The sequence below is a fragment of the Frankia sp. AgB32 genome (assembly GCF_023243045.1).
GTDB lineage: Bacteria > Actinomycetota > Actinomycetes > Frankiales > Frankiaceae > Frankia.
Map to the genome: position 1 here is coordinate 16,287 of NZ_JALKFX010000013.1, position 25,560 is coordinate 41,846.

Annotated in this window: 20 protein-coding genes and 1 pseudogene; 15 read left to right on the top strand and 6 right to left on the bottom strand. The window is 70.9% G+C overall.

Annotated features, from left to right (window positions below):
* The first annotated feature begins 10 nt into the window (after positions 1 to 10).
* From MXD60_RS06130 to MXD60_RS06150, 5 genes are all read left to right on the top strand, one after another.
* On the top strand, positions 11 to 520 hold the full coding sequence (locus MXD60_RS06130; RefSeq protein WP_248817991.1) for a DUF4333 domain-containing protein: 510 nt from the start codon (positions 11 to 13) through the stop codon (positions 518 to 520).
* Positions 521 to 798: 278 nt separating this feature from the next.
* Complete coding sequence (locus MXD60_RS06135; protein WP_248817992.1) at positions 799 to 2,334, top strand: TIGR02677 family protein; 1,536 nt, start codon at positions 799 to 801, stop codon at positions 2,332 to 2,334.
* Positions 2,331 to 3,602 (top strand): TIGR02678 family protein, encoded by a 1,272-nt coding sequence (locus MXD60_RS06140; protein ID WP_248817993.1) that lies wholly within the window; start codon positions 2,331 to 2,333, stop codon positions 3,600 to 3,602. Before MXD60_RS06135 ends, MXD60_RS06140 begins: the two co-directional genes overlap by 4 nt.
* On the top strand, positions 3,599 to 7,912 hold the full coding sequence (locus MXD60_RS06145; protein WP_248817994.1) for a TIGR02680 family protein: 4,314 nt from the start codon (positions 3,599 to 3,601) through the stop codon (positions 7,910 to 7,912). Before MXD60_RS06140 ends, MXD60_RS06145 begins: the two co-directional genes overlap by 4 nt.
* Positions 7,913 to 7,991: 79 nt before the next feature.
* Positions 7,992 to 9,326, top strand: a complete 1,335-nt coding sequence (locus MXD60_RS06150) for a TIGR02679 family protein (RefSeq protein WP_248817995.1) — start codon at positions 7,992 to 7,994, stop codon at positions 9,324 to 9,326.
* A 27-nt stretch (positions 9,327 to 9,353) separates the two neighbouring features.
* Here the strand turns inward: MXD60_RS06150 and MXD60_RS06155 are convergent, their stop codons facing one another.
* From MXD60_RS06155 to MXD60_RS06165, 3 genes are all read right to left on the bottom strand, one after another.
* Positions 9,354 to 10,658, bottom strand: coding sequence for a DUF6895 family protein (locus tag MXD60_RS06155; protein ID WP_248817996.1), 1,305 nt, complete (start codon positions 10,656 to 10,658; stop codon positions 9,354 to 9,356).
* A complete protein-coding gene (locus tag MXD60_RS06160; protein WP_248817997.1) occupies positions 10,659 to 10,919 on the bottom strand; it encodes a hypothetical protein in 261 nt (86 codons plus the stop codon).
* Between the two features lie 504 nt (positions 10,920 to 11,423).
* Positions 11,424 to 11,813 carry a hypothetical protein gene (locus MXD60_RS06165; protein ID WP_248817998.1) on the bottom strand — a complete coding sequence of 130 codons (390 nt, stop codon included), beginning with the start codon at positions 11,811 to 11,813 and terminating at the stop codon, positions 11,424 to 11,426.
* A gap of 266 nt (positions 11,814 to 12,079) precedes the next feature.
* Between MXD60_RS06165 and MXD60_RS06170 the strand changes: the two genes are divergently transcribed.
* The 4 genes from MXD60_RS06170 to MXD60_RS06185 all read left to right on the top strand — a co-directional run bounded on the left by MXD60_RS06170 (position 12,080) and on the right by MXD60_RS06185 (position 16,872).
* Entirely contained in the window at positions 12,080 to 12,874 is a 795-nt protein-coding gene (locus MXD60_RS06170) for a DUF2399 domain-containing protein (RefSeq protein ID WP_248817999.1), read from the top strand.
* A gap of 233 nt (positions 12,875 to 13,107) precedes the next feature.
* Positions 13,108 to 14,727 carry a glycosyltransferase family 2 protein gene (locus MXD60_RS06175; RefSeq protein ID WP_248818000.1) on the top strand — a complete coding sequence of 540 codons (1,620 nt, stop codon included), beginning with the start codon at positions 13,108 to 13,110 and terminating at the stop codon, positions 14,725 to 14,727.
* A gap of 44 nt (positions 14,728 to 14,771) precedes the next feature.
* On the top strand, positions 14,772 to 15,386 hold the full coding sequence (locus MXD60_RS06180; RefSeq protein WP_248818001.1) for a class I SAM-dependent methyltransferase: 615 nt from the start codon (positions 14,772 to 14,774) through the stop codon (positions 15,384 to 15,386).
* Positions 15,387 to 15,681: 295 nt separating this feature from the next.
* Positions 15,682 to 16,872 carry a hypothetical protein gene (locus MXD60_RS06185; protein ID WP_248818002.1) on the top strand — a complete coding sequence of 397 codons (1,191 nt, stop codon included), beginning with the start codon at positions 15,682 to 15,684 and terminating at the stop codon, positions 16,870 to 16,872.
* Between the two features lie 111 nt (positions 16,873 to 16,983).
* On the opposite strand, the gene MXD60_RS06190 is transcribed toward MXD60_RS06185, so the two are convergent.
* Together MXD60_RS06190 and MXD60_RS06195 are read right to left on the bottom strand one after the other, a co-directional pair.
* A complete protein-coding gene (locus MXD60_RS06190; RefSeq protein WP_248818003.1) occupies positions 16,984 to 17,910 on the bottom strand; it encodes a M48 family metalloprotease in 927 nt (308 codons plus the stop codon).
* Positions 17,907 to 18,365: a BlaI/MecI/CopY family transcriptional regulator gene (locus tag MXD60_RS06195; protein WP_248818004.1), complete on the bottom strand. Its 459-nt coding sequence runs from the start codon at positions 18,363 to 18,365 to the stop codon at positions 17,907 to 17,909. The genes MXD60_RS06190 and MXD60_RS06195 overlap by 4 nt, the downstream gene beginning before the upstream one ends.
* A 167-nt stretch (positions 18,366 to 18,532) precedes the next feature.
* On the opposite strand from MXD60_RS06195, the gene MXD60_RS06200 reads away from it, so the two are divergent.
* From MXD60_RS06200 to MXD60_RS06225, 6 genes and pseudogenes are all read left to right on the top strand, one after another.
* Entirely contained in the window at positions 18,533 to 19,513 is a 981-nt protein-coding gene (locus tag MXD60_RS06200; RefSeq protein WP_248818005.1) for an ABC transporter ATP-binding protein, read from the top strand.
* On the top strand, positions 19,510 to 20,415 hold the full coding sequence (locus MXD60_RS06205) for an ABC transporter permease (protein ID WP_248818006.1): 906 nt from the start codon (positions 19,510 to 19,512) through the stop codon (positions 20,413 to 20,415). Before MXD60_RS06200 ends, MXD60_RS06205 begins: the two co-directional genes overlap by 4 nt.
* A 5-nt stretch (positions 20,416 to 20,420) precedes the next feature.
* Positions 20,421 to 20,888, top strand: coding sequence for a hypothetical protein (locus tag MXD60_RS28620; RefSeq protein WP_283097901.1), 468 nt, complete (start codon positions 20,421 to 20,423; stop codon positions 20,886 to 20,888).
* A 183-nt stretch (positions 20,889 to 21,071) separates the two neighbouring features.
* Positions 21,072 to 21,703 (top strand): annotated as a pseudogene (locus MXD60_RS30215) (undecaprenyl-diphosphate phosphatase).
* A gap of 375 nt (positions 21,704 to 22,078) precedes the next feature.
* Positions 22,079 to 22,675 carry a DUF305 domain-containing protein gene (locus tag MXD60_RS06220; protein WP_308222383.1) on the top strand — a complete coding sequence of 199 codons (597 nt, stop codon included), beginning with the start codon at positions 22,079 to 22,081 and terminating at the stop codon, positions 22,673 to 22,675.
* Between the two features lie 249 nt (positions 22,676 to 22,924).
* A complete protein-coding gene (locus MXD60_RS06225) occupies positions 22,925 to 23,758 on the top strand; it encodes an alkaline phosphatase family protein (protein WP_248818008.1) in 834 nt (277 codons plus the stop codon).
* A gap of 160 nt (positions 23,759 to 23,918) precedes the next feature.
* Here MXD60_RS06225 and MXD60_RS06230 read toward each other — a convergent pair whose 3' ends face one another.
* Positions 23,919 to 25,379, bottom strand: coding sequence for an aldehyde dehydrogenase family protein (locus tag MXD60_RS06230; protein ID WP_248818009.1), 1,461 nt, complete (start codon positions 25,377 to 25,379; stop codon positions 23,919 to 23,921).
* Between the last annotated feature and the right edge of the window lie 181 nt (positions 25,380 to 25,560).

The window sequence follows — 25,560 nt, forward strand, 5'->3', positions numbered from 1 at the left end:
AGCCGGATAGTTGGCGTTGGGCAGCCGGCGGCTGTCCTCGGTCAGTCTGACGCAGCGGTTCGGTGGATCGGTCGTCGCGGCGGTGGCGCTTGTCGCGTTCGGGGTGTCGGGCTGCTCGGATTCGGACGGCGACACCACGACCGCGGGTGCGAGCCGGTCCGCGGTCGAGGTTCCCGCGACGATCGCCGCCACGGCGACGATCCCGGCGCAGCCGGCGCCGACGGATAGCGCCACGCCGCAACCCGCGGCGGCCAGCGCCGCGCCGGAGCCGACCGCCTCCGACGGCCTGATCACGGTGGCCAAGGCCGACATCGAAGCTGCCCTGGCACGAGACCTCAAGGCCCAGACCGGCGAGGAGTTCTCCGTCGACTGCCCCGGCGACCTCGTCGCGACGGCCGGCACGCGGGTAGTCTGCACAACGGTCGTGCCCACCGGCGAGGTGTACAACGTCACGATGACGGTGACCTCGGTCGCGAACGGGCGTCTTAATTACTCCATGGAGGCCTCCCCCGCCAGTTGATGCCGCGAGGAACCCGATGCGCCCGCACCGGGCCCCTCTTCGACGCCGCCCTGTCCGCATCCGCTCGTCCACGTCATGACGCGGTCGAACTCTCTGGTGCTATCGCCGGTGGCGGAGTGTAGATATGAGGACGCCGGATTTCTCATGGGAGCCTGGTGCGGGTGGCGGAGGTGCGGATGTCGAGCGGTCAGGTGTCAGGTACGGTCTCGCGGTTCGGCCCGTTCACACATGTCACGACGGAGAAAGCCGAGCTGTATCGGGCAATCATGCGGACGTTTATGCGCGCTAAGCGTCGCTTCAACGTCCATCTGCGTCCTGAGGATGTCATCGAGATGCTCGCGAAGGAGCCCGCCGCCGCCGGCGGGCTGGCGGTCCGGGAGGTCGACGCGGAGCTGCGCAGCCTCGAAGGCTGGGGAAACCTGCGTGGTGATCCGGACACCAGCCGGGTCACCACCGTCGAGGACTTCAACCGCCCCCGATTTCTCTATCAGCTGACCCCGGCCGGCGAGGCGGCCGAGGCGGCCCTGGAGACGTTCGACGAGGCGCTCGGGCGGCGCGGCGAGCTGCAGACCGTCGCCCTGTCCGACATTCACAGCCAGCTCCTCGCGCTCCTGGCGGTGCTGGCGCGGCCCGAGGTCGACGCGGCGAAGGCGCACCAGCTCCTGCGCGACCTGACCGGGGTCTTCCGTGGACTGACCGACAACGCGCAGGCGTTCATGGGATCGTTGCAGCGCACCATCGACCTGCACGATGCGGATCTCGACGTCTTCCTCGCCTACAAGGAACGGCTCGTCGACTACCTGCAGCGTTTCATCCAGGACCTCGTCGTGACCTCGGCGCGCATCGTGGAGGTGCTCCGCGAGATCGAGAAGCACGACCTGACCGGCGTACTGCTCGCGGTGGCCGAACGGGAGGCGTGGGACGCGGCGCCCGGCATCGACGCCAGCGCCGGACCGGACGACACCCTCGGCGGCACCCCTCCCCGTGGCGGGGATTCCGGCGACAGCGTCGTCTCCGCCGGGTCGGGTGCGGCCGGTGAGCGGCTCGCGGTGTGGACCGAGCGGTGGGAGGGCCTGCGGCGCTGGTTCGTCGGCGACCGGCTTCATCCACCGCAGGCCCGGCTGCTGCGGGAGCGGGCGCGTGCGGCGGTGCCGGCCCTGCTGTCGGTGGTGCTGGCGGTCAACGAGCGGCGCTCGGGCCGCAGCGACCGGTCCGCCGACTTCCGCGCCCTCGCGCTCTGGTTCGCGCAGGCGCCGAGCGACGACGATGCCCACCGGCTCTGGCGAGCCTGTTTCGGGCTCGCCCCGGCTCGCCACCTCACGATCGACGCCGCGACCCTGGAGGCGCGGGCGACCAGCCCGGTGCCGCCGTCGACGCCATGGCACGCGGCACCGCCCATCCTGGTCGACGTCCGCCTGCGTCGCACCGGGCGGTACGAGCGTCGCGGCGCGCCGAACCGCATTCGCGACCGCGCCGCGGAGCGCCGGCTGCTCGCCGAACGGCTCGCGGTCGAAGAGGAGATCGTCCGGGCCGCGCGGCGCCGGCTCGCCACCGGCATCCCGATCCGCCTGTCCGAGCTCGCCGAGCTCGACGATCCGTCCTTCCGGCTGTTCCTCACCCTGCTCGGCGACGCGCTCGCCCGCAGCCGACCCGGCCAGCCGTCCATCGACACCACCAGTGCCGACGGGACGCTGTCGATCGCGCTGACCGCGACCGCCGACGCAATGGTGGCGACGATCCCGACCAGCGCCGGGCTGTTCACCGGTCCGGACCACATCCTGGAGATCCACGACCTGCTGGCGGAGCCGGCGTGACGAACCCGCGCCCCCGCACGTCAGCCGCCCGCAGGGACTCGTCGGGGGCGATCGTCGACGCCCTGGACGCCCAGCTCCTCGATGAACGCCGCCGGGCGATGCGGGCCCTCCTGCGCCGCCCGTTGCTGACCGCCCACGGCGACGACGCGGCGGCCTTCCGCCTCGTCCGCGGACATCAGACCTGGCTGCGGGCCTGGTTCGCACGGGAGACAGGCTGGTCGCTGCGCGTCGACCCCGAGGTGGCCAGGCTCGCGAAGCTGCCGGCGGACCTCACCGACGGCACCCGCCCGGCCACCGCCGGCGCGTCACACCAGCCGTTCAGTCGCCGCCGCTATGTGCTGCTCTGCCTCGCCCTCGCCGGCCTGGAGCGCGCGGAGAAGCAGGTCACCCTGGGTCGGCTGGCCCAGGACGTGATGCTGGGTTGCGCCGACCCGCGGCTCGCCGAAGCCGGGATCAGTTTCGGTCTGGACAGCCGCGAGGAACGCGCGGACCTGGTTGCGGCCGTCCGTGTGCTGCTCGACCTCGGGGTCCTGCGCCGCGTCGCCGGCGACGAGGCCACCTTCACCTCGGGAACCGGCGACGCCCTGTACGACCTCGACCGTTCCGCGCTCGCCGGGCTGCTGGTCACCCGGCGCGGCCCGTCGACGGTGGCCGCCGCCGCGTTCGAGGACAGGCTCGCCGGTGCCGTGGAGGAGCTGGTCACGGACACCGACGACGCGCGCAACCTCGCCCGCCGCCAGGCGCTGACCCGGCGGCTCCTGGACGACCCCGTCGTCTACTTCGCCGATCTGGACGCCGACCAGCTGTCCTACCTGACGAGCCAGCGCGCCGCGCTGACCCGACGGATCACGGAGGCGACCGGCCTGGTCGCCGAGGTCCGGGCGGAGGGCCTCGCGATGGTCGACCCCGACGGCGACCTCACCGACGCGAGGATGCCGGAGGACGGCACCGACGGCCATTCCGCCCTGCTGCTCGCCGAGTACCTCGCGCGCGGCGGCGCGCGTCTCGGCACCGCCGAACCGATGCCCGTCGCCACCCTGCACGCGCACATGCGGGAGCTGATCTCGCAGCATCGCACCCACTGGCGCAAGGGCGTGACGGAGCCTGAGGCGGAGATCGGTCTGGTCGACCGGGCGCTCACCCGGATGGCCGCCCTGGGCCTGCTGCGACGACGCGGTGACACGGTCATCGCGCTGCCCGCGCTGAGCCGGTTCGCACTGGGTGAGCTGCGGGACACCACCGACACCGAGCAGGGGAGCCTGGTGTGAGCGAGTCCAACGGGAAGCCAGCCACCCCCGGGTCACTGCCCGAGCCGACGACGAGCCGGTGGCAGCCGCTGCGCGCGGGGCTCGTGGACGTCTTCCTCTACGACGAGGAGGAGTTCCACTTCCGCGATGGCAATCTGCTCCTGCGCGGCAACAACGGTACCGGCAAGTCGAAGGTGCTGGCGATGCTGCTGCCGTTCCTGCTCGACGGCGAGGTCGCGGCTCACCGGGTGGAACCGGACGGCGATCCGAAGAAGCGGATGGAGTGGAACCTGCTCATGGGCGGGCGCCACCCGCACCCGGAGCGGCACGGCTACAGCTGGCTGGAGTTCGGGCGTGTCGACGCCGCCGGAGTCGCGAGCTACCGCTCGATCGGGGCCGGGTTGAAGGCGGTCGCGGGCCGCGGCAGTGTCACCACCTGGTTCTTCGTCGCCGACGGGCGGGTCGGCATCGACTTCGCTCTCGTGGGGCCGACCCGGACCGCGTTGACGAAGGACCGGCTGGCCGACGCGCTCGGGACCGGTGGGCGTGTCTTCGACCAGGCGTCCCGGTACCGGCGGGCCGTCGACGAGGCGTTCTTCGGCCTCGGCGAGGAGCGCTACGACGCCCTGGTGAACCTGCTCATCCAGCTCCGTCAGCCGCAGCTGTCGAAGAAGCCGAACGAGCGGGCCCTGTCCGACGCGCTCACCGAGGCGCTGGCCCCGCTCGACCAGGCGGTGATCGCGGACGCGGCCGAGGCGTTCCGCGGCCTGGAACAGGAACGGTCCGACCTGCTCGGATTCGAGGAGGCGCACACCGCCGCCGCCGCGTTCCTGGAGCACTACCGTCGGTACGCCCGCATCAGTGCGCGGCGCCGCGCCCGCGAGCCGCGTGCCGCCCAGTCGCTGTACGAGTCGGCGTCCCGCCAGCTCAGCGAGGTGAAGTCGGAGCGTGAACGGGCCGAGGGCGAGGCGGCGGAGATCGACCGGCAGGAAGCCGCGCTCGGCCTGCGGATCACGGAACTCACCGCGGAGCGGAACACCCTCGCCACCCGCCCGGAGATGGACCAGGGCCGCGAGCTGAGCATGCTCCGCCAGCGGGCGAACGAGCAGGAGGGGCTCGCGAACCGGGCTCGCGCCGAGCGGACGGCCGCCCTGCGGCAGCGGGACAGCTTTACCCGACGGGTCGCCGACGAACGCACCCGGGCGAACGGGACCACCGCGGCGTTGGAACGCGCCCGGGACACCGCGACGAGCGCGGCGCGCGACGCGGGCATTCTCGACGATCACCTGGCTGCCGTCGCGGCGCTGCTGCCCGCGGCTGGCGCCACGGCCGCAGCGGCGCTGGACACCATCCGGACGGCGCGCCAGGCGGCCGAGGACGTGGGCCGCCGCCGAGAGGAGGCCTCCAAGCACGTCGCCGGCCTGATCACGGGCGCCATGCGGGCGGAGGAGAAGGCCGGCGATCGGCGCCGGGAGACCGACGACGCGCGATCGGCCCTCGACGAGGCGGTCGAGGCAGCGGCGACGGCGGCCGCCACCCACGAGGCCGCCGCCGACGAGTTCATCGCCGCGATCCGCCGCCACCTCGACGCGGCCGAGCAGCTGCGGCTGACCGACCTCGACCACGTGCTCGACGAGCTGGCGGGCTGGCTGGACGGCTTCGACGGTCCGAGTCCGCTGCTCGCCGCGGTGACGTCGCGGGCCCGCGAGCTCGAGAACGAGTTCGGCGCGGCAGATCAACGGCTGGTGATCGAGATCCGTGAGGCGCGGGCAAGGACGAAGGTCCTGACCGCTGATCGTCGCTCGCTGACCGACGGCGCGCGCGTGTCGCCCCCGCCGCCGCACACCCGCGCCGCGAGCCGCGACGGCCGACCCGGCGCACCGTTGTGGCAGCTCATCGAACCGTTCAAGCGTGGCGAACGGACTGATGCGGTCGAGACAACCCGCGGGTCGGTACCACTGACGTCCGCCGAGATCGCCGGCGTGGAGGCGGCGCTGGAGGCGGCCGGGCTGCTCGACGCCTGGCTGTGCCCGGACGGCCAGCTCCTGTCCCCCGACACCCACGACGTGGTCATCCGCGTCGACGACGCGCGCCGGTCGGTGCCCCGCGGCGCCGCGCATCTCGGCCTGGTGCTGCGGCCGGCCGTTGACCGCTCCGACCCGGCCGCCGCTGCCGTCTCCGACGACACCGTCGCCGCCGCGCTCGCGAGCATCGGACTCGTGACCGACGCCGGGTCCGTCGACGCCAGCGACGCGGCGGACCCGGCCGACCCGGCTGACTCGGCTGATACCTGGGTCGCCGTGGACGGGCGCTTTCGTGTCGGGCGCCTGGCCGGCTCCTGGTCCAAGCCGGCGGCCCGCTACCTCGGGCACGCCGCCCGCGAGCATGCCCGCAGGACCCGGCTCGCGGAGATCGACGAGGAACTGGCGGACCTCGCGCGCCAGGTGGAGGGCCGCGAGGCCGACCGCGCGGAGCTGCGGCGGCGCAGGTCGGTGCTGGGTGGCGAGGTGACCGGGCTGCCGCCGGACACGGCGGTGCGCCGGGCGTTCAGCGACGCCCGGCAGGCGGACCTGGACCGTCGCCGGGCCGACGGGCTCCATCAGAGCGCGGCCCGGGCCGCCGAGGCCGCGCGGGAGGCGGCGCGACGGGCCGGTTCCGAACGGGACGAGACCGCCGCCCAGTTCGGTCTGCCCGTCGCCCTCGATGCCCTGGAGGAGATCAGGGGCGCGGTGGTCGCCTACCGGGTCGCGCTGTCGGGGCTGTGGCCGGCGGTCCGCGAGCGAGCCGATGCCATCGCCCAGCTGGCGCGGACCGAGCAGGACCTGAGCGAGGCTCAGGAGATCCTCGACGAACGCGAGGCCCAGCGGGTAGCGGCCGAGAAGGATCACCTGGCCGCGCGGACGGCGTTCGACACGAGGGAACGGACCGTTGGCGCAGCTGTCGCACAGGTGCAGAGCCTGCTCGCCACCGCGGAACGCGAGTTGGCGAAGGCCGGCGAGATGGTGCGGGCCCTCGGCGTGCGGCGGTTGAGCGCGGCCGAGGCCGTCGGGCAGGCCCGCGGTCGCGAGCTGGAGCTGGTGGGCAAGGTCGCCGACCACGGCGAGCGCCGCCGGGACGCCGCCGGCCGGCTGCGTCGTTTCGCCGCCGGTGGCCTGCTCACCGTGGCCCTGCCCGAGCTGGAGGTGCCCGACCTGACCCGGGAGTGGGCGCCTGATCCGGCAGTGCGGCTCGCCCGTCAGATCGAGGCCGCGGTGGGCGGCGTCGACGACTCCGACGCCGCCTGGGAACGGGTGCAGAAGCTGATCGCGGCCGAGCACGGCACGCTGCGCGAGGTGATGAGCCGTCACGGGCACCACGCCGCCGCGACGCTCACCGACGACGGCTGGGTGGTGGAGGCGACTTTCCGTTCTCGCGCGATGAGCCCGGCCGAGCTGGCCGAGGCGCTCGACGCGGAGGTGGTGGACCGCAAGCGACTGTTGACCGAGCGAGAGCGCACGATCCTGGAGAACCATCTGGTCAGCGAGGTCGCCAGCCACCTGCAGGACCTGATCAGCGACGCCGAGCGGCAGGTCGCGCGGATGAACGCCGAACTCGACGAACGCCCCAACAGCACCGGCATGAAGCTTCGGTTCCAGTGGCGGCCTGGCCCGGGCGCTCCGCCGGGCCTCGGCCCGGCCCGCGAACGTCTGCTGCGCCAGGTCGCGGACGCCTGGTCGCCGGACGACCGAGAGGCCGTCGGTGCCTTCCTCCAGGCGCAGATCAGCCGGGAGCGCGAGCAGGACGCCGGCGGGACGTGGCTTGAGCACCTCGGCCGGGCGCTGGACTACCGGCGGTGGCACGTGTTCGCGGTCCAGCGCTATGCCGACGGCCAGTGGCGGCCGGCATCGGGTCCCGCGTCGGGCGGCGAACGGGCCCTCGCGGTGACGATCCCGCTGTTCGCTGCCGCGTCCGGCCACTACCGGTCCGCCGGCAACCCGAACGCGCCCCGCCTCGTCATGCTGGACGAGGCGTTCGCCGGGGTCGACGACGACGCCCGCGCGTCCTGCCTCGGGCTGCTCGCCGTGTTCGACATGGACGTCGTGATGACGAGCGAGCGCGAGTGGGGCTGCTATCCGACCGTCCCCGGCCTGGCCATCAGCCAACTGTCCCGGCGCGACGGCATCGACGCTGTCCTCGTCACGCGATGGCAGTGGGATGGCCGCCAACGCCGGCCAGGGCCGAACCCCCGTGCCGAGGCCACGGCCGCGCAGACTGCCCCGCCCCGCGCGTCCGTCCCCGGGCAGGGGCCGGCCGCCCCGACCGTCGCGGACGGTCTCTGGGCCACCTCGTGACGGATCCGGTTCCTGTGCGGAGCGCCGACCTCGGGACGTGCGCCGATGACCGCGGAAACATCGTGACAGCGACCGTCCGGTGACCGCCGCCGACGCGGCCATCGATGCTGTCCGCCTCGCCCGGTTGTTCGGCCCATCGTCCTGGTGGATCGTCGAACGCGCGCGTGCCCGGCTCGAACGAGGCACCGCGCTCGTCGGCTCCGTGACGCTGCCAGACCCGTCCGACGAGCAGCGCGCGGCCGTCGCGGGGCTGCTCGGCTCCCGGCACTCCCGGCCTCGATCAGGGCGTCCGCTGCGGGTGGACCTCGGCGACCTCGACGCCATGGTGCGGCGGAGCGGATGCGCGCCGAGTCTCGCGGCCGCGGTGGTGGCGCTCACCGGCCCGGTCACCGATCTGGCGGCGGCCGCCGCCGAGGCGGCCCGCGGTTGGGATGCGGCGATTGCTGTCGCGGAACCGCTGGTGGCGGCGCGGCCCGATCTCGCCATCTGGACCCGGCAGCTCCTAGCGACCGGCCTGCTGCGCCGGCTCGGCGACGGGCCGGCACGCGGGCGTGAGCTGATGGAGGCGGCGGTGGCCGTCCTGAGCGCGCTGCCGGCCGACGGTGTACCGATCTCGGTACTCGCCGCCCGCGTGCTGGGTGACGGCCACGGGTTGGACGCGGACCGCCCGCTGTCCACCCTGGTGCTGGGCGCTGTCGCGCTGCTGGGACCGGCGGCCGACCAGACCAACGGCGAGCGGTTGGACCTCGCCGAGCCCGGTGGCGACCAGGAGGAACCGGCTGCGCGCGCCGTGCGTTCCGCCGAGTGGCGGCGCGAGGCATGGGCCGCCGTCGGCGTCCTCGTCAGTGAGCTGGCCCTGCCCGCGCTGACGCTCGGTCTCCCCGGGGACCCGGACAGCGTCACCGGACGGGCCCTGCAACTGTGGCGCGAGGCGGGCCAGCCCGTCCACCTGTCGCTGCGCCAGCTGGTGCGGGACCGCCCCACCCTGCACGCGGTACGCGGCCTGACCGTGTCCGTCTGCGAGAACCCCGCGGTCGTCAGCGCCGCGGCGGACCGGCTCGGCGCCCGGTGCCGACCGCTGGTCTGTGTCAGCGGGATGCCGGCCGCGCCCGTCAGCTCGCTGCTGCGGCTGCTGCGCGAGGCCGGCGCGTTCCTGCGCTACCACGGGGACTTCGACTGGGGTGGCCTGGCGATCGCGAACACCGTCATCGACCGGTTCGACGCCGTGCCGTGGCGCTACGACCGCGCCCATTACGAGGCCGCGCTACGGCCAGGACTCGCCGAACTCACTGGTCGCCAGGTCCAGGCCCGCTTCGACCCGGACCTGACCGCCGCCCTGGCCACCCACCGCCGCCGCGTCGAGGAGGAAACCGTCCTCGACACACTTCTCGACGACCTGACCGACACGGGCTGACTTACCGCGAATTAGGGACTTGGCACCCTAGCGCGGCAACAATCGCCCGAGCAGTTCGACGCCCTGAACCGCTGCGGCCGAGCGAGGTCCACCTCCGGGTAGAATTTCAAGGAGGATGAGCCGGACGCGCGAGAAATCCGACTGCTTGACGGCTCGCCGAATCCCGACATCAGCAAGAAAGCTGGTCAGCGCAGCCTGCCGCATGGGAGCTGCAGCTCTGAAATAGACCTCCCACTGCGGCGTACGATCAACAGGCAAGAGTAGCTCATACAGCCTCCTGGAGGCTTCGAACCGTTCCGGGGCAACGTCGGCATGCAGGCCTCCCGGTGGGTCCACGGACCCATGAAGGCAGGCGGCCGCAAGCAGACCCATCACATATTCGGTGTGATATCCCTCTTCGAAGAAATAGCGACGCCGACGCGGCGAATCAAGTCCTTCATACTCGTCTGCGCGCAAGGTCATCGACGGCAGTATTCCGATGGAGTCCTGCACACCGGAGAGCACGTGGATACCGAACTCGGCCGAGGCCGACCAAGGTGCCCTGAGATAGGGCCAGGTAAGCAGGACCTCCGAACCCAGATCAAAGTCATCATCATCCAGGCAACGAGCGAGAGAGGACTCCATCTCGGCGATGACATCTCCGCGCGGCCGGTCCAGCGGGAGCGGAGAATGTCCGAAATCGGTGGCGTAAATCAGCCCATGGGTAAAGGCATAGACGTCTTCTCGTCGCGAAAATATTACGTCCTGCGCCTGCGACAGACTGGTACGCAGGCGAGCCGCGGTGACGTCGATTTCCGGCAGATGTGCACCGAGCCCACGATGCCACTCCGCTTCGAGATCCTTCCATGGAACTCGTTCCGGAAGACCAATGGTAGTAGCCTCAGCGACAGCTCGAGCCGCGGCGTCGAAAGCGGCATCCGGAATACCCATGGCCGTTAGGCAGAGATGGGCGACCGACAGTTCGGGCGCCATCGCCGGGCGTAGCCGCATCCAGACCAGAGTATGCTCGTCGCGCGCTACCGCAGCAAGCTCCTTACAGATTTCCGATATTCTTGCCTGCGGTCGCACTTCCTCATCAAGGCGACTGCACGCGTAGAGAAGCAAGGCTGTCTCGCAGACAAACTTTGTACGCTTGAGAAAAGCCCGAGCATCGGTATCGAGTGCACCATCCGCCACGTGCGCGATCTCCGGGAAAGCGGCAGCCGCGGTGTCGAGCGCCAGATCCAGACGCTTGCGGAGGTCGATCCCGTTCGATGACGCGGTGCCACCTGGAGCCGCGTCACCCCGGCCGGTGGGTTCCGGCCGGGGTGATCGCACCTTACCTGCTGCCACTCACTGTCTCCCAGGGATCTCTGACGTCGTAATCTTCTGCAGGCTCCCTATCTGCTCCAGCGCGGTGTGCAGGACATCCATCTTCCACACCTTCGCCACCGAAGAGTAGGCCGAGGCGACATAGTCGTCAGCAATCACTCCCGGGTCGAAGAGCTGGGGGGTGACCTCGGTGACCACCTGGCCGAGCTTCTCGAAATCGATGGCGCCGCTTTCCTTGACTCGCAACAGAAGCTCTCGGTGGGTTTCGCTCATCTCGGGCATGCCACACTCCCCGTCACAAGAGGCAAGCTATTGGACGACGTTGTACCACGTCCATCGAGATCCTGCAATCCGACATAACTGCGCCGCCGTTTCCCGGGGCTGCGGAAAAGTTGCTTCATAGCAATTCAGAAATGGACTCGGCGGCAGCCCTCGCCGGACCAGCCGTAGACCCGACGCAGCAGGTCTGCCACCGGCCGGCCGCCGCAGGCGAGCCCGGCCGAAGGGCGAAACCGATGTAGTCGATGGGCAGGCCTGCGGCGGCGTGGACGGTCCCCTCCGCATCGCATAGTCCGGAGGGATTCGCGGCTAAATCAGCGCATAGACCTTTTCGTCCGATTGCAGGCATTTAAGGCTGTCACCCCGAACGACGGCGGCACCAGCCACCACGCAAACCCCGGCGTCGATAGCTACCCGCGGTAGTGGCGGGGCCAGCGCTCGGCGCTGATCCGGATCATGATCCTGCGGGCCCGCGGGCCGGGGCGGCTGAGACCCGGGGTGGTCATGTCACGCCCGCTGGAGCGCGCCGGTGGTGATGAAGATGCCGCGTTTGCGAAACGACAACGGCGACTCGACCAGCGCCCGGGGATGCAGGCCCTTCAGTGCGGTGACGAACCACCAGGGCATCGCTTCGGGCGCGGGGTCGCGCACCCAGCGGGGGGCAGGCCAGCCGTCCCGCCGGGCGAGATGCTCCCCGAGCGCGGCGAAGGCGGCATCCACGCGCCGGTCGCCGGATGGCTGTGGACGGTCGGCCCACATTGCCTGTGCCGCGTCAGGGGCCTGGTTGCGCTGGAGGCTGGTGTAGTCGTCGAGCAGCTGGACGATGGCATGCCGCCAGACGTCCTGGCGACGGGCGTCGGCCGAAATCATGCCGGCTGCAACGGAGGCGGCGTCCACGGTCCGGAAGGCACGCAACGGGTCCACGTCCCCGCAGTACGCGGCGGTTCATACCTTCAGCGGATCGGATACGCGGAAACACCGTGAGCTCGCGCCGGCCGGCTGTCGCTGCGGCCAGCCATGCCGACACGGAACATCTGTCTGATTCTGTAGATAATGCTTCGATCGACGCGATCATTGCATATCGTTCCAGGCCAGTGAGGTTACCTGAAAAGCCGTTGCCCGGGTGCCCCCCAGGTGATCTGTCGATCTCGATTCCGCCCTCAATGCGAGGCGCGGGAGAAGACCGCCGCGACGCCGTCGCCCTGCTCGAGAACATCGGCCGGGATCGGGCGATCAGCGTCGTCGGCGCCCCGCAGGACGACATGGAGCGGTACGCGATCGGCGCGTCCAGCCTCTACATCGAGCTGCGTCGCCCGTCCGACGTCATGCCGTACAACCAGGCGCCGGTCGTCATCGGCAGCGAGGCCGACGCCGCCCGGGTGCAGCCGCTCGCCGACCGGATGACGTCGTTCCAGCCGCAACCGCAGACAAGACCGGACACCGACCCCGCCGAGGGCAGGACCCACGACTCTCCTCGCGCGTTCGTGCAGAGAGTCGCGGGCGACACGAAAGCCCGCGACGACGTGCGCCACCTGCTGGCCGTCTCCGGACCCGACGGCGTCCTGCTGGTCGTGGAGAACCGGCAGGCGGCCGAAACGGTCTGCGGCACCCGACCGGACCTGCCGGTCGTCTGGTGCCACGGGCAGCCACCGTCCGCCGTCGTGTCGTTGATCGTCCAGGCGGCGCGGCAGACCGCCGCGGTGGTCATCTGCGCGGACGCCGACCTCGGCGGCGTCCACATCACCGCCCACATCACCGCCCACATCCACGACAGCCTGCCGCCGGCCACCACGGTCCACGTCATAGACGTCGGCACGGTGCCGCACGACGAGGGCCGCCGCTTCAACACCCACCTCCCCAGCACCTTCAGCAGCTCGCGCCCCCCCGAGCGAGCCACTTCAACCGACCAGAATCCGGAAGTTACGCACTGCACGTTTCATTCCCTCGAGCAAATTTAACATTGCACCTGGTTGACCGATGTTTGGCCAGCCGGTGCATTCAGGCAAAAGCCGGGATGGGAGGATGCCCAGCAAATTCGAGGGGAGATCATGTGACTCAGACCGGACCCGATGGGGGAAGCGCTGCGGACGTCCGCGAGGTCACCACATTGTCGGCGGAGCCGGAGCTTCCCCTGCGCCCATCGATGGCCCCGACGGGCACCGCGGTACCCACTCGGCCCGCGGTACCCGCAGTGCCCGCGCAGGTTTCCGCGGCCGGTACCGGTGCTGTCCACGGGCGTCCGTCCGCGTCGGCACCGCTGGCGGACGAGGACGCCTACCTGCGGGTACCCGCAGGTAGGCTCACTGCTCTCGCCGGGCCCGCCCTCGCGATAGCCGTCGTCGTGATCGGGGCGGTGTACCTGGCCTGGCGGGCCGGCGGCCTGAGCGGCACCGGTGTGGCCGGCCACCTGTTCTACGCCGCAGAGGTCGCAAGCTATCTCACGATCGTGTGGACGGCGGTGATGACCGCCCGGATCCGGCCGGGACTCGTGCGCCGCGCGCCCGCACCCGTGGGCACACTTGACGTGTTCGTCACCGTCTGCGGTGAGCCGGCGGACATCGTCGAGGCAACGCTGCGAGCGGCCATGGCGATCGACTATCCGCACCGCACCTATGTTCTCAACGACGGCCGCATCGCCCGGCGGGACAACTGGCGCGAGATCGACGAGCTGGCCGCCCGGCTCGGGCTGACCTGTTTCACCCGGACGGACGGGCCGAAGGGCAAGGCCGCGAACCTGAACCACGCCTTCGCCCGCACCGACGCCCAGGCCATCATGACGCTGGATGCCGACCACATCGCCGTCCCCGACCTGGCCGAGCGCGTCCTCGGTTATCTCCGTGTTCCGGCGGTGGGATTCGTCTGCACCGAGCAGCGTTTCGACGTGGGCCGCCACGACGTCCTCAACAATGCCGAGCCGATGCTCTACCGGGCGATACAGCCGGCGAAGGATCGCGACGGGGCGGCGAGCTCCTGCGGAAACGGCACCCTGTACCGACGGGCGGCGCTGGAGTCCGTCGGCGGATTCAGTGAATGGAACATCGTCGAGGACCTGCACACCTCCTATGAGCTGCACGCCGGCGGCTGGCGCAGCGTCTACCACCCGGAGCCGGTGTCGGTCGGCATCGCACCGGCGACCGCCGCCGAGTACGCACGCCAGCGCAGCCGCTGGGCGATGGACGGGCTGCGCCTGCTGCTGTTCGACAACCCGCTGCGCAAGTCGGGGCTCACCGGCTGGCAGCGCGCGCACTACCTGCACACCGGCATCGGCTATCTGGTGGCGTGCGCGCAGATGATGTTCCTGCTCGGCCCGCCGCTGAGCGCCGTCGGCGGCATCCAGCTCGGCGCCGGTGTCTCGCTGACGTCCTACATGCTGCACGCGCTGCCGTACCTGGCGGGATCGACGCTGATCGTCGCCCACCACGCCGGCCTGCGCGGCGCGCACCGGACGATCGCCAGCACCCTGTTCAACGCGCCGCTGTACGCGCTGGCGTTCGTCCGCGTCGTGCTCTCCGGCCGACCCGAGGCCGGAACCACCGCGAAGACCGCACTGCCGCGGATGTCGATCCTCCTGCTCCCCCAGGCCCTGTTCGCCGCCGCGCTGATCGCCACCATCGTCGTGATCGGGCTCGACCCGGAACCGGCCGACCTCTCCGCTCTGGTGTGGGCGGGGGCGCTGCTGGCAATGATCGCCGGTCCGCTGTCCGCGATCTCGCGGCGTCCATCGCTGGCCGAACGGGTCCAGCTGCCCATCCGCGCGACCATCGCGACGGCGGTCCTCGGCCTCGCCGCGACCGCCCTGCTCACCGGCTGACCAGCAGAATGGATCCCGCCGCGGCCTGCCGATGAGGAGTCGAGATGGGTTTCTATGACGACCAGGTCCTGCCCCGGATTGTCGATCTCGCGCTCGGCAGGCCGATGGAGGAGGTGCGGGCGCGCGTCGCGGCCGGGCTGTCCGGCGAGGTCCTGGAGATCGGGTTCGGGTCGGGACGCAACCTTCCGCACCTCCCGGCCGGAGTCACCCGCCTGCTCGCCGTCGAGCCCGCCGCCGGCGGGCGCAAGCTCGCGGCGCCCCGCATCGCCGCGGCGCCCTGCACCGTCGAGTTCGTCGGCCTCGACGGCCAGGAGCTGAGCCTCGCGGACGCGTCGGTCGATCATGTCCTCACCACCTGGACGTTGTGCACCATCCCCGACACCGGGCGGGCGCTGCGCGAGATCCACCGGGTGCTGCGGCCCGGCGGCACCCTGCACTTCACCGAACACGGCCGCTCACCCAGACCCACCGTCGCCCGCTGGCAGGACCGGCTCACCCCCGCCTGGAGCAGGCTCGCTGGAGGCTGCCAGCTCAACCGCCAGATCGACGACCTGATCGAGAAGTCCGGCCTGACCCTCGAATCCGCCCGGACATACCCGATGAACGGCACAGCCCAGATCGGCTTCGCCTACGAGGGCATCGCCTCGAAACCAGACTGACCCCGCGAGGGCGAAGGCAGACCTTCACCGACCACCTCGGGGACACCCCCGCCCGGGCCGAACGTGGACACCGTCGTGGCGTCGGTGAGCGTCCCGTCGAAGGCGCAGCGGGCCTGGTCGAGTCGGCCGGCGGGGGCGAGAGCCGGCACGCGGCGGAAGGTGCGCAGGCGCAACCTGCGTGGGTTGTGTTCCCGTACAGCTGGGCGACAGCTAAAGGCCAGGTCATAGAGCTGTGCGCCCGCTACGTTCCAGCGCTAGGTCCGACGGGGGTCGGACAGAGGGGACCTACCTGTAGATGCGTAAATCACTTTTCGCCGTGGGGGCCGCCGCCGCGCTCGCGGCGTTCACCGCACTTCCGGCCGCCGCGGCCGGTCCGCCGGCCGATCCGGGTGCGCTCACGCTCGCCGTGTACGGCGACGCACCGTACGGCACCACGCCGACGGACAACTCCGAGTTCCTCGCCACTCCGGCGTTCATCAACTCGATCAACTCCGACCCGGCCGTCGACCTGGCCGTGCACGTCGGGGACATCCACTCGGGCAAGCAGTACTGCACCGCCCAGTACGACCAGTCGGTCGCCCAGCTCTGGCAGCAGTACACGGTGCCGCTGGTCTACACCCCGGGCGACAACGAATGGAGCGACTGCCACAAGGCGGGCGAGGGCGGCGGCACCTACGACCCGACCACCGGGAAGATCAGGTATGTGACCGACCCGGCCACCGGCCAGCCGGTCGACTACGCCGGCGGCGACCCGGTCGCGAACCTCGCGCTCGTGCGCTCGCTGTTCTTCCCGAGCGCCGGGAAGACCCTCGGCAGCGGCAAGCTGCCCGTCCAGTCACAGGCCAAGGAGTACGACCCGGCGTTCCCCGCGGACGCGCAGTACGTCGAGAACGTGCTGTTCGAGCGGAAGGGCACGCTGTTCGTCACGCTGAACGTGCCGGGCGGCTCGAACAACGACGCCGACATCTGGTACGGCGCACCGACGACGAGCCCCGCGCAGACGCGGGAGGCCTCGGAACGCACCGCCGCCGACCTGCGTTGGCTCGACCACGCGTTCACCCAGGCCCGCCAGAACGGCGACACCTCGGTCGTCGTCTACGAGCAGGCCGACATGTGGGACATCGACGGCAAGAGCCCGGCGCACCTGACCAACTACGAGCCGCTGGTCTCCAGCATTGCGTCGCACACGACCGCGTTCGGCAAGCCCGTTCTGCTGATCAACGGTGACTCGCACGTCTACAAGTCGGACAACCCGCTCTCGCCGACCGCCCCGTGCGTCACCGAGTCCGCTGCCGGCGAGGTCAGCTGCGCGAACGAGTCCTCCGCACACCCCGGGTACGACGTGGCGAACTTCCACCGGATCGTCGTGCACGGCAGCACGTTCCCGCTCGAATGGCTCAAGCTGACCGTGCAGCCCAGCGCGAACCACCCGGCGGGCGCCAACGCGTTCGGCCCGTTCGCCTGGCAGCGCCAGCCGCAGGCCTGACCCACCCTGGCGGGGCCGGCGGCTACCCGCCACCGGCCCCGCCTTCCTGCGACGCAGGCGAGGAACAGCACAAGGCGTCCCCCGGCGACCGGCCGTGACCGGCATCGGAGGTCAGCGTCGGTGCGCGAACGTCGCCTGCGCGCGCTCGAACCGGCGTTCGGTCGCGTGGGAGGTGTCGACGGCGGCGCCCGCGGTGGCCAGGATGAGCGCGGCGAGTACCCCCGCCAGGACCGGCCGCGGTGTGGGCGGCGGCTGCTGCAACGCCCGTGCCCGATGGGCGAGGTCGGTGTGCACGGCGCCGAGTGCCGCGCTCGGCATTGTCACCGTGCCGGAGCGGGCGAGGCCGGCACGGGCGAGGGCCCGGACGGCGACACCGCGGTTGTTGCTGGTCGCGGCGGCGTCCTCGTCGGCCCAGCGTTCGACGGCGAGTCTGACGGCGGCCGCGGCGGACCGCAGCAGCGGGTTGGCGGCGGCGGCGAGGTCGGCGAGCTGGGTGTAGGCGTGGTGGCGGTGGTGCAGGTGGGAATGTTCGTGGGCGAGGAGCACACGGCGTTCGTCGGGGGGCAGCGCGCGCAGCATCGCGGTGGACACGACGATCCGACCGGTGAGACCGGGCACGGTGTAGGCGTCGGGACGGTCGTCGTCGACGATGACGAGGCCGGTGGGGGCAGATCCGAGTCGGCGGCAGGTGCGTTCGGCCGCGGCCAGGTCCAGCCCGACGGTGATGGTCCGGCGCAGGGCTGCGGCGAGCAGCCCGGCGACGGCGGCGGCCGGCAGCAGGCCGGTGGCGGCGGGCAGCGGGTCGTGGCCGCGGACGACGGTGGCCGACCAGTGCCCGACCGCGGCGAGCATGGGCATCGGGGCAAGCAGGGTGAAGGCCACGACCGCCAGGATGAAGCCGGTTGCCAGCGCGGTGACCAGGCTGGCGACGGTGAGCAACCTGGTGGCGGTGGCGGGTGGCAGCCGCCGGCCGAGCCAGCCGCCGCTGACGGCCAGCAGCACACTCATGACGAACGGGACGAGCGCGACGGCCGTCATCGCCGCGGCCCGCCATCCGCCCTGCCGGCACCAGCACTGTTCCCGTCGCCGTCGCCGGTGCCGGTGCCGTCGCCGTCGTCGGACCGGTGCGTGGTGAGGAGGTCGGCGAGGAGCTGTTCGTCCTCTGGTTGCAGGTCCGCGACGAACCGGGCGAGTGTCTCGGCCCGGTGGGTGCCGGCGCTGAGCAGGCGGGTCATCTGCCGGGCGGTGAGCGCGGCGTCCAGGGTGTCCGGGGCGGCGGCCGGCGCGTAGACGTAGGAGCGGCCCGCGGGCGCCCGGGTGAGGGCGCCCTTGTCGTGCAGACGGGCGAGGGTGGTCATCACCGTGGTGTAGGCCAGCGGTTCGCCGAGTTCGGCGAGTGTCTCGGCCGGGGTGAGCGGTCGGCCGGCCGCGGCGATCGCGGCGAGCACCTCGCGTTCGAGCGTTCCGGGTTCGCGTCTGGGTTTCCTCGCCACCGCATCTCCTCCGCGCTACTACTGGCCTGATGGTACGAGAGGCCGAGCAGCCGACCTCGACGTGGCGCACCCGCCGCCACGCCAGCCGCTGCCAGCCCTGCACAGGTCCTCCCGCCCGACCGTCTACTATTCGTCGAGTAGTAGACGACTGTTCGACGGGAGGACGGATGACGGTTGCTGTGCCGGCGGTGGAGGCCTCCGGCCTGGTCAAACGGTTCGGTGCGCGCACCGCGGTGGACCGCGTTGATCTCAGGGTGGATGTCGGGGAGGTGTACGGCATCCTCGGCCCGAACGGCGCGGGAAAGACGACGTTCCTGCGGATGCTGTTCGGACTGATCCGACCGGACGCGGGGACGCTGCGGGTGTTCGGCCGCACCTGGGGCGAGGCCGGCCCGAGAATGCTGGACGGGGTCGCCGGGTTCATCGAGAGCCCGCGGTTCTACCCGTACCTGTCCGGCCGGCGGAACCTGAACCTGCTCGCCGGGCTGGACGGCGGCGGGGCGGGCAGCCGGATCGACGCGGTGCTCGACGTCGTCGACCTTGCCGGACGGGCGGATGACAAGGTCGGAGGTTACTCGTTCGGGATGCGCCAGCGGCTCGGGGTCGCCGCGTCGCTGCTGCGCGACCCGCGGCTGCTCGTGCTCGACGAGCCGGCCAACGGCCTGGACCCCGCCGGCATCCGGGACATGCGCGCCCTGGTCAGGAGGCTGGCAGCCGGGGGGCTGACCGTGCTGCTGAGTAGCCACAACATGGACGAGGTCGAGGAGATCTGCGACAACGTCACCATCATGCGCACCGGCCGGGTGGTCTACCACGGCTCGATCGACCAGCTGCGCGCCCAGGCCCCGGACCCGTCCCACCGACTACTGACCAGCGACGACGCCCAGGCGTTGCGCCTTGGCGGCGACCATCCGGCCGTGTCCGTCTCGGCCCACCCGGACGGCGGCCTGGTGCTGCGTGCCCAGCCCGCCGACGCGGACGCCTACATCCTCGCGCTCGGTCAGGCCGGGGTGGCGGTGCGGGCCCTGCACCTGGAGGTCGCGCCGCTGGAGTCGCTGTTCTTCATGCTCACCGAAACCGACCCGGCGGCCGGACATGACGTGCCCGCCCAGGCCCAGCCGGACGCCCTCACCGGAGCAGCCTCGTGACCACCCCAGCCACCCCAGCCACAACCGCCACCGCCACCGCCGCCGCCCCGGTGCCGCCCGCGGCGGTCCACCCCCGGCCGGTCGGGCGGGGCCGGGTGGCCACCGCCTACCGGTGGGAGGTCACCAAACTCGCCGCCCAGGCCCGCACCCGCGCCACCCTCGCCGTCTGCCTGCTCGCCCCGTTCGTGTTCGTGGTCCTGCTCGACCGCCAGGATCGGCTACCGAAGGACACCCTGTACGGCCGGTGGGTCCATGCCAGCGGCTTCGCCACCCCACTGCTCATCCTCGGCTTCGCCGCCCAGTGGGTGTTCCCGCTGCTGACCAGCCTCGTCGCCGGCGACATTTTCGCCAGTGAGGACCAGCACGGCACCTGGAAGACGATCCTGACCCGTTCCCACAGCCGCAGCCAGATCTTCTGGGCCAAGACCCTGGCCGCGGCCACCTTCACCACCGCCGTCCTCACCGTCCTCGCGCTGAGCTGCCTGACGGCCGGCGTTCTCCTCGTCGGCCACCAGCCGCTGGAAAGCCTGTCGGGCACCCTGCTGCCACCGGGCCGCGCCGCTGGGCTGGTCCTCGCCGCCTGGGCCACCGCGCTACCGCCCCTGCTCGGCTTCACCGCGCTCGGGATCATGCTCTCGGTGCTCACCCGCAGCAGCCCCGCCGGCATCGTCGGACCGATCATTCTCGGCCTGCTCATGCAGCTCTACGCCTTCCTCAACGGCGCCGACACGATCCGCCACCTGCTGCTCGTCACCCCCTTCGACGCCTGGCACGGTCTGCTCGCGGCGCACCCGTACTACGGCCCGCTGCGCGACGGCACGTTCGTCAGCGTCGGCTACCTCGTCCTCTGCCTGGCGGTCGCCTACACGGCGCTGCGCCGCCGCGACATCACCGGAGGCTGACCCGCATGCGCATGCCCCGTCCCAGCTCCGGCCGGCTGCTCCGCGCGGCCGCCGCCGCCGGCGCCGTCACCGCGCTGACCGCCGCCCTCGCCGGCTGCGCCACCGACGTCACCCGGCCCCGCGTCGAAGGCTCGCTCGGCCCTGTCTTCGCCAACCTCTACGTCCACCAGCAGACCCTGCTCGGCCACCCCGGCCTCACCCCCGCCGCCGTCGCCGCCAGACCCACCTGCCACCGCACCACCCCCGGATCCCACGACAAGGGGGCCGGCAGCGACTGGATCTGCCAGGTCGGCTGGACCGACGGCACCGGCAGACCCCAGAACGGCAAGTTCGAGCTCCAGGTCCGCTCCAACGGCTGCTACCAGGCCGGCGGCCCCAGCAAGATCGTCGGCCCGATCATGATCAGGGACACCGCCGGCACCAGCGTGATCAACCCGGTGTTCGAGTTCGACGGCTGCTTCGACACCACCTGATCCCCACCGAACTGTTCCCGGTCTCCAGCCTGGGCCACTCGGTACTGATACCGGCGCTGATCGGCGGGTCCTGGCAGCACCTGGTGACCGAAAGCGCCTCAGGCAACAGCGAGGGCCGCCCTAGCTGACGTTCGTCGTCGGGCCGCACGTGGCCACCGCCCGGAGAACGGCTGCGCCGCCGCAGTGAACAACGCGCCGGCGAACACCAGGCCAGCGCAAGGCCGAGCCGGCAACCGCACCGCTCACCATCCCCGCCCCAGCCCCCATCCCAGCCACCGTCCCAGCCACCGTCCCCACGCAGACCACCACAGCACCGGGCGGCCAAGCGACGGCCCGCCACCCGACCGCACCCCGCGGGGGCCTCGTGGTGTCCGAGCACCGCAGCCTGGACACGTTCGCCTACCGAAAACCGGCCTGATCGGCCTGTTCCAGACCCTCGCGCTGCTCGCCGGCATCTCCCGCTCCGGCATCACCATGGTCGCCGGCCTGCTACGCGGCCTCGACCACGAGGACGCCGCCCGCTTCTCCTTCCTGCTCGCCACCCCGTCATCCTCGCCGCCGGACTACTCAAGCTCCCCGCCCTGGCCGGCCCCGCCGGCGACGGCAACCGCGGCCAGGTCCTGCTCGGCGCGGTGGTCGCCGGCGCTGCGGCCTACCTGTCCATCCGCTTCCTGGTCCGCTACTTCGAGACCCGCACCCTGACCCCCTTCGCGATCTACTGCCTGCTGATGGGCGCGCTGTGCACAGTGCGTTTCGTCGTCGCCCAGCTTCCCCGCGTCCCGGTCCGATGCTGGCCATGCCAGCCGCGCCAGTGACCGCCGCGGACACGATCGGCGGCTCACCTCCATCCGCCCAACCCGCAACGGTTGCGCCGCTGGCCAGCGCGATCGCAGCTCCCGCACTGACGTCCACCCTCACCGCCGTGTTCGATGGATCCAACGCCCTGCGCCCCTCTCTCCGGCGCCACGACCGTCACCGTCACCGCACCGGCCACCCGATCCACCGGAACAGGCGACTCGAACTCGATCGAGCCACGATCCGGATACCGAAAACGCCTGTAGACCGATCGCCCGCACCCGCGCCGGCCATGACCTTCGCGCCGCGCACCAGCCTTCGGACTCAGACACCCAGCAGACGAGGAACCCATGAGACGACTCATCCTGCTCATCCCGGCAATTCTCGCCGCGGCCGTGCTCACCGCCTGTGGCAGTGGAGAAAGCACCGCCAGCGGCACCGGGACCACCGATCACAACAATGCCGACATCACCTTCGCCCAGAACATGATCCGACACCACCGGCAGGCGATCGTCATGGCCGACCTGGCCGAGACCCGGGCCCACAACCCGGAGGTAAAGAACCTCGCCCAGCAGATCCGCCGGGCCCAGACCCCCGAAATCACCACCATGGCCGGCTGGCTCACCGCGTGGAATCAGCCCACCGCGCCCCCCACGACCGCAGGCGGTTCCGGCCACGGCATGGGCGGGCACGGCATGGGCGGGCACGGCTCGGCCACCGCGATGCCGGGCGCCATGACCGGAACGATGCCAGGCACCATTGCCGGGATGATGAGTGACGACGACATGACGAAGATGTCGATGATGACCGGACCATCCTTCGACAGGATGTTCCTCACCATGATGATCACACACCATCAGGGGGCTATCACCATGGCGCGGGCGGAGATTCGCGACGGGCGCTACGCCCCGGCGAAAAAACTCGCCGAAAGCATCCAGGTGTCCCAGAGCGCCGAAATCACCACCATGCAGAACCTGCTGACCAGGATCTGACCGACCGGTACCCGGATATTCACTCGACGTCGTGTTGTTTTCGTGTTCACCGGTTACCGGCAGATGTCCGCGGGGAGTGCGGATACCGACTACTCGATGACATCACCGAAACACTGACACGGTGGCCCGGGCCGGCGCACGAAGATCGGGCCCGCCGGTTCCCGGACCAGCCGCTCGGCGGGCTCCGAGGCTGGCTACCCATCCGATCGTCAGCTGGGAGGCATTACGGTGAGAGGGATAACGCGGCGTGTGCTGCGACCGTCGGCGTTGGTCGCGGCGATGACGTTGGGGGCGCTCGGGTTACTCACGGGAACAGGCAACGCGGCAGGTGGAGTCCCGGTCCGCGACCACGTGGTGGTCGTCGTCATGGAGAACCACTCCTACTCGCAGATCATCGGCAGCCCCTCCGCGCCCTACATCAACTCGCTCGCCGGCCAGGGCGCGAGCTTCAACCACTCGTCCGGAGTGACGCACCCGAGCGAGCCGAACTACCTCGCCCTGTTCTCCGGCTCCGCCCAGGGCATCACCGACGACTCGTGCCCGCACACCTTCTCCACCGCCAACCTGGGCCAGGAACTGATCGGCGCTTCGCGCACGTTCACCGGCTACTCGGAGAGCATGCCGTCCGACGGCTACACCGGCTGCACGAGCGGCAACTACGCGCGCAAGCACAACCCCTGGGTCAACTTCACCAACGTTCCGTCGGCGGACAACCTGCGTTTCAGCCGGTTCCCGACCAACTATGCCACCCTGCCGACGGTGTCGTTCGTGGTCCCGAACCTGTGCAACGACATGCACAACTGCTCCATCGCGACCGGCGACACCTGGCTGAAGAACAACATCGACGCCTACGCCCAGTGGGCGAAGACGCACAACAGCATCCTGGTCCTCACCTTCGACGAGGATGACAGCAGCCACAGCAACAACATCCCGACCATCATCGTGGGGTCCGGGGTGAGGACCGGCACCTTCACCGAGACCATCAACCACTACAACGTCCTGCGGACAATCGAGGACATGTACACCCTCCCGTACGCCGGGAACAGCGCGACCGCCACTCCGATCACCGACATCTGGCAGTAGGCGCCGCCCGGTACCCCACCCATCCCGTCGCACGACCCGGTGGCCGCCGCCCCTCGCCGCACCCGGCGGCCACCGGTGCCGACGGTGGCGACGTACCGTGGCGCGGGCCTGATCGGCCCCTGGCGTGGGGGCGATCAGGCCCGCTGTGGTCAGTGCGGGGTCAGGAGGCACCCTCGCTGATGATCTTCACTTCGGTGTACTCCTCGAAGCCGAGGGTGCCCATCTCGCGGCCGATGCCGCTCTGCTTGTAGCCGCCGAACGGCACCTCGCTGCTGTAGTAACTGCCACCGTTGACGTTGACGACGCCGGAGCGGATCCGCCGCGCGATCGCGTGGGCCCGCTCGGACGAGGCGCTCGCGACCGAACCCGCCAGGCCGAAGATCGTCGAGTTGGCGATCGCGACAGCCTCGTCGTCGGTGTCGAACGGGATGATGACGACGACCGGACCGAAGATCTCCTCCTGGGCGATCCGCGAGTCCGGGTCGACGTCGGCGAAGATCGTCGGCTCGACGTAGTAGCCGCGGGGCAGATCCGCGGGCCGGCCGCCGCCGATAAGCAGCCGGGCACCCTCGTTCTTCCCGATCTCGATGTAGTCCAGGACCCGCTCACGCTGCCTGGCGTTGATCAGCGGGCCCATGTAGTTGTCCGAGTCCGCCGGGTCGCCGACCTTCATGCCACGGTAGGTCTCGGTCAGCTTCTCCAGGAACTGGTCGTAGACCGGACGTTGCACCAGGATCCGGGTGTTGATCGAGCAGCCCTGCCCGGACTGGGCGAGGGCCTGGTAGGCGACCATCATCGCGTTCGCGTCGAGGTCGGCGTCGTCGCAGACGATCCACGCCGACTTCCCACCCAGCTCCAGGAACACCCGCTTCACCGTCGCCGCGGCCACCGCCATGAGATGGCGCCCGACGCCGGTCGAACCGGTGAAGCTGACCACGTCGACCCGCGGGTCCTCCGCGAGGATCTGCGCGACCGTGTTGTCGGTCGTCGTCACCACGTTGAACACACCCGCCGGAAGATCCGTCTCCGTCGCGGCGAGCGCACCGAGCAGCGTCCCGCTCCACGGCGTGTCCGGCGCCGGCTTCAGAACAACCGTGCACCCCGCCGCCAACGCGAACGCCGCCTTCGCCAGATTGACCTGCAACGGCGCGTTCCACGGCGTGATACACGCGACGACACCCGCCGGCTCCCGGTGCTGCCACCGCCGGCTCTGCATCCCCATCGACTCACCAACACCAAGATCGCGGACATACTCGAACGACTCCGCGAGGTCCGCGGCGAACGTCAGGTTCGTCAACGCCCCGTCGAACTGCGCGGTCGCCAACCCCATCGCCGTCGCACCCACCTCCGCGCGGATCGCGGCACGCACCCCGTCAGCGTGCTTCGTCAACGCGGCATGCAACTGGCGCAGGCAACGGGCCCGGAACACCGGATCCGACGCCCACGAACCCTCGTCGAAAGCCGTACGGGCCGCGTCGATCGCGGCCAGTATGTCCTCCGCCGACCCGTCCGCAGCCACACCGATGACCTCCTCGGTGGCCGGGTTCACATTCTCATACGTGCGGCCACTGGCCGCCTCGCGCAGCTTCCCGCCGATGTAGAGACGCTCCTCTACGAACATGTCAGTGGTAGTCGTGCCTGGCGCTGTGGTGGACATCGAACGCGGACTCCTTGGGTGTCGCTCGGGACGTCGAACGCGCGGCTCGCCGCGGGGACGTGTCCCCCACGTTAGTTGTGTTGGTTGTCACGCACATCTGGTCGCGAATCCGGCCTTCCGCGCGCTCCCCGTTGCACGGGGCCTT